This window comes from Campylobacter concisus (assembly GCF_902460625.1).
In the GTDB taxonomy this organism is placed as follows: domain Bacteria; phylum Campylobacterota; class Campylobacteria; order Campylobacterales; family Campylobacteraceae; genus Campylobacter_A; species Campylobacter_A concisus_AD.
Window position 1 is genome coordinate 33,596 of the sequence record NZ_CABPUT010000008.1, and the last position, 5,257, is coordinate 38,852.

Annotated in this window: 4 protein-coding genes and 1 pseudogene; 1 reads left to right on the top strand and 4 read right to left on the bottom strand. The window is 31.1% G+C overall.

Annotation, left to right across the window (positions count from 1 at the left end; all coding sequences use genetic code 11):
• Positions 1 to 588, top strand: a pseudogene (locus F3G69_RS06550) (ATP-binding protein); the annotation flags it as partial.
• A gap of 432 nt (positions 589 to 1,020) precedes the next feature.
• Here the strand turns inward: F3G69_RS06550 and F3G69_RS06555 are convergent.
• The 4 genes from F3G69_RS06555 to F3G69_RS06570 form a co-directional block, all read right to left on the bottom strand.
• The gene (locus F3G69_RS06555; RefSeq protein WP_149714754.1) at positions 1,021 to 3,471 is read right to left on the bottom strand and encodes an aminotransferase; all 2,451 of its coding nucleotides are present in this window, start codon (positions 3,469 to 3,471) and stop codon (positions 1,021 to 1,023) included.
• Positions 3,461 to 3,823, bottom strand: a complete 363-nt coding sequence (mobC, locus tag F3G69_RS06560; protein ID WP_149714755.1) for a plasmid mobilization relaxosome protein MobC — start codon at positions 3,821 to 3,823, stop codon at positions 3,461 to 3,463. The genes F3G69_RS06555 and mobC overlap by 11 nt, the downstream gene beginning before the upstream one ends.
• Before the next feature lie 152 nt (positions 3,824 to 3,975).
• Entirely contained in the window at positions 3,976 to 4,521 is a 546-nt protein-coding gene (locus F3G69_RS06565) for a hypothetical protein (protein WP_149714756.1), read from the bottom strand.
• On the bottom strand, positions 4,499 to 4,801 hold the full coding sequence (locus tag F3G69_RS06570; RefSeq protein ID WP_149714757.1) for a hypothetical protein: 303 nt from the start codon (positions 4,799 to 4,801) through the stop codon (positions 4,499 to 4,501). Before F3G69_RS06570 ends, F3G69_RS06565 begins: the two co-directional genes overlap by 23 nt.
• Positions 4,802 to 5,257 lie beyond the last annotated feature (456 nt).

Sequence of the window (5,257 nt, forward strand, 5' to 3'; positions counted from 1 at the left end):
GTCGCTAATGTTGATATGAATACAGATTTTTCTATTCTGTTTAATAGAGAAGACCATGAAGAAATATTTTTAAAAATTATAGAAACTATACATAAAATCCCTGATAAGAAATTCGTTTTTGGAAAAGGGGAATTTCTAAAATCATTTTTTATGGGATTTCATTCGCCATTATTAGATGCGCAAAAAACAATAAATATTATTAAGAAATTTATAGATAAATATTTTCTGGATAAAGAAAGGATGATATTTATATCTGGACTTCTTTGCGAATTTAATAACGATGAATCTGAAAATGCCGAGATTGATACTAGGGTACATCTATACGCCTATATGGTTTCAAAAAATAGTGATTACGAGTTATTTAAAAGCTTAGAATTTGAGAAAAATTCAAGAACAGCCTATGGAAGCTGGGTGCCCGCAATACAAAGAGATATCAAATTTTATGAAAAACTAATATCTATGATGAATACGGCAAACTTATTAAAACACAGGACTTTTATTAACAAGATAATTAATGATTTAAAACGTCGTATTGATAGAGAAAAGAAATTTGATTTTATGGAAGATGAGCGATTTTATAGATATTAATTGGCAATAAAATAAATTAATATAGTTTTTACAAAGTAAAGCTTCAACTAATTTAAATAGTAATTACAGACAAGGTGGCTTTATCGTGTTATATTTGAAATTAGAGGGACTAAAAAGGCTTTGAACAGATAAAGGACATACCAAACTCCTATATGACTGCCAATGATATATAAGTCAGAGTTGGAAATCAAATCCTACTATGGTTGTTTGGGCTTCTATATTAATACCTACCTGATCAGATTAATTTTATTTATTTGTGCATATTAGTATTATGTTCCTAAATATTTAAGGATTAGAGACTAAAGACTAGTATGATTGACAAGAAAAGAAGAAATATATTGCCGCAAGGCTAGCAATCAAAAAGATATAGACTTTTAGCTGATACGTTTAGTTTTATAAGAGACTTTCATACCTTGCTGATGTTTGTTTTGCCTACCTCTCCAAACTATCATATCCTGACTTTATATTCTGTTCTTTAGCTTCTGCTCTATTTGATGGTTGTTTTATTTGCTCTACTCCAAAGTCTTTATCAAGTCCTTGATCATACAACTCTTGCTTTGTTATTTTTAGTGAGTCAAATGATATATGATCACATTTTAGATAGATATTATCTGTTTTATAACGCCCCTTTAGCTTATTAAAACCTTGCATATCTTGCCAATCTTTCATATAGGTTTTTATATTATAAATTAAGACTTGATAGTTAATTTTAACTATATCTGACAGGTATTTTTTAAAGCTTTCAGTTCTATTTATAAAAGCTAAATAGTATCTATTTATATCTAAATGGTCATCTATACCTTTTACGAATCCTTCATATTCATTTTGTTTAAGTCCTATCTTTTTAATGACGTCATCATTAAAAAGCCCAGCTTTTATCTTTCTGGCTGCTTCATAAAATTTATCTCTAATGTAGATATATGGAGTATAGTGTCTATTTTGGCTAAAAGAATAGGCTGTGTTTTCTTCTGGCAGGTAAAGATATCTGCCGCTCTTACCAGAAAGTATTTGATGATTTTTATATTCTTTAAGCACAGCACTCTCGTCAAAGTATTCTATTAACTCTTTTATAGAAATCTTTGATGATATAGCTTGATAGCTTGCTCTTTTAATATGTGAGTTGGTATCTTTTGGCTCACAGCTAAGCTCATATCTTCTTAGATTTTGTAAATCTTCATATATGGCTTTAATATCCATATTATTAAAATCTGTTTTTAAGCCAGCCTCTTCAATAGCTCTTGTATTATCAAAAGTTTTTCCTCTAATGCTTACAACCTCAGATCCTGGCACTGGAGTGTAGTGAAATTTACTAGGATGCAAGCTGGAGTTATTTACTATGTTATATAACCCAAGCTCTCTTGTTATCTCTTTTATGTATTCATCATATTCATTTAAGCTTGGAGCCTTTGCTGTGGGTATGATGAGTTTAAATTTCTCTACTTTTATATCTGGTGCTTGATAGGTGGTTGGGTATATGAAGCCTTTTATCTCTTTGCTTTGCAGTAAATTTTGAGTATCACTTATAGTAAATTTAGAGTTATCTATATCATATATAAGCGTAGGAGTTATGCCATCAATACCGCTAGCTTCTTCACTTTTATCTTTGAAACTTGCCACTGATATAGCTGAATAGTTTTTCAGTATTGATTTTAGATTGTATGGCTCTATTTGTATCGTTTTCCAACTATTTAACACTTGAGTTTTTGGGTCTTTACTTAACGTACCAAAGTCACTGCTCACACTCAATATTATCTTTGGCTCATTTTTATCAACTTGAAGCTCTATAAGCATTTGCTCTAGTTCATTAACCACGTGAAATAACGCTCCCTTTCTACCATTATAGACTATCTTACACATTAGATCAGTTAGATTATAAGTTCCCTTAAACCCATCCACTCTTACTTTATATTTATCATTTACCATTTCAGCTTTTGCGGTGATGTTAAATTTTGCATTGATCATAGGCAAAAATTCTCTTATATCGACTGCATTAAGCCTCTTTGCTCTATCATAATAGTCTTTTTTGAAACTCTCATCTTCTTCTACCATTCTTAATAGATAATCAGCTATAGAATTTTTAGCATCAGCTAGTAACTCTTCAACACTTATATTTTGCTTTTTTGTATCAGCTTTTGGCTCGATCACAACATCTGTTTCTATCTTCATCTGTGTATCTTTTTCTTTGCCTTTCTTAACCTTTTGTGCTGCACTTTTAAAGCTTTCATATTGTTTATTTAGTTGGTCTTCATCCATGCCTAAAGGCTCTATATTATTTAGACCATATTTGTTAGATAAGATGTCATTAACCACTCTTTTAAATTTCTCTGCTGATTTAGTCATAACAGCTTTTACTTGTTGCTTAGCTACACCTTTTGTATATATGACTCCACCAGTTTTTACACTATGGGTAAATTTCATATTTTCAAAAGAGACTATTAGATGAACATGAGGCTCTCTTTTTAGTGGTTCACCATTTTTATGTTTCTTGTTTAATGTTCTATTTTCTAGTGCCCCTTCTGGGCGAGGAATATATGGCTCTTCTTTGATTATAGGCAGATGAGCTTCAGCATAAAAAAGTAGCTCATCTATGTCGTGATTTGGGAAAGTTAGCCTCAAAAAATCCATTATAAGCTCATATATATTGCCACTTTCATATAGTCTGCTCCACTCCTCTGAAGTAAATGACAAGGATATATGATAGTAGTTATGTTTCTTATTCTTTTTCTTGCTCTGGTGCTTTTCAGACATCTCGATAAGATCTAAATTTCCAGCTAGTGGCAATCTATCATCTTTTTCATCTCTAGTTAGCTTTGAATCTCTTTTCTTGCCAGTTTTTAGATAATCAGCTACGCCTTTTTCTCCCTTTGAGATCTTAACTATCATAGCTGCTCTTTATTAGGCTTAAAATTTCAGTTAGCACTGATTGAACTTTGTACAACTCTTCTTGTGTTTGCAGCATCGTTTTTAAATCTATATCGCTACTAGTCTTATAAGCTATATTTAGTCTCTTTGCTATTTGATTGATGTTATTAAAAGGTCTAGCAAAATATGTAATGATTGTTGGATATAGCTCTTTCTTTTTTATGGATTCAGAATTTACCGTGCCATTATCTATAAGATAGGAAATGATTTCTGATTTTGATATTTTTAGTTCTCTAGCTATATCAGATAATTTGCTATTTTGCTGAGAAGTGATCCTTGTGGAGAGCGCTTTATCCTTAATATTTTTTGGCATATGATATCCTTTCATAAAATGTGCTAGCGAGATGAAGCGTTTTAACGCTTCTTATATCTCGCATTGTGGCCCTCGGCAGAGCAAGATTATACAAGGTATGAAAACGAAGTGTCATACATTGTATGTGTCTTGCTATTAGAAAAATTTGCTTACTACTGAACATTGCCGTCACCATTTTTGTTTAGCCATTTAGTAAAATCTTTGCTAGCTTTTTGACTATCTTGGTTGTAGATATGGATGATAAAGCCTTGAAGATTAGACACATCATAAAGTGCTTTATCTAGCTTGCCTTGTAGTGTAGATTTGGCTTCATTTGTCTTATGGCTATCATAAAACATATAGCCAAAAAAGAAGATCACTTCTATAAATACAAAGGCAATTAATGCAGATGTTATCTTCTTCATTAAAGAGCTAAAAGATGAGTTGATCTTCGATATAGTTTTGTCTGCACCTTTTAGAGTATTTTTAAAGTTGTTTTGAATCTCTTCTGTAGCATTTATAAGTTCAGCACCTCCTTGCTCTATTAGATCTATTTTTTCTTTAAAATCTCCATTAAAACTATCCGAAGTTTTATTAAAAAGCTCAATATTATTTCTAATATTTTCACTAGCCTTATTGCCCATTTCGATATGTTCTTGTAGAGCAATTACGGCATTTGCCGCAACTGCTGTATCACTACTCTTGATTGTTAGTGCCATTGCTTAGCTCCTCATCTTCTTTTTTGTTTTCGTTGGGTACGAGAATATGACATGCATCAGATGGTTGATTGGCATTTGTTGCCTCATACTCTTTCCTCCATTTGGAAAACTCTTTATTTGATAGCTTTACGCTATAACTATTTTCGATTAGTAACTTGCACTCTTTGAGTGTTGCTTGTTGTGGAAACAAGACCTCAATACATGCTTGTTTAATCTCCTCTTTTTTCTTATTCTTTCTAATGGTTTTTAAATCATTTAAAATTATTTTTTTATTTGGCATTTTTTCTCCTTTTTGCCATTTAAAAAATCAAGAGACAGTAATAGCCATCTCACCAAATGGGCATACCTATAGTGTGCCCATTGCTTTAATATAGTAGTTGTTGATAAGGTTTTTATTTAAGTAGTTTAAAAGTAGAGAACGATTACAATAGGAGTGCTAATAACCTATCGTAGAGGTTCTCTTTTAATTACTTAAAATAGAGCCTCTGCTTTTAACTAGCTTTAATCATCTTAACCTCCTTTTGTTAAAAATATTTTATTTTTAAATTTGTGTGTATTATAAGATATTTTGATGGCTAGATTGTTTAAGCGGTCAATAATTGTTGATTTTTGTTTCAGAAGCACGATATACCAGGGTTTTCCTGGCTTTATAGCATAAAAATACTTATAAATTACTTAATACTCGTATTTATATGAGAAATCTAAACAAATCTCTTAAAATTACAGACTAAAGCTG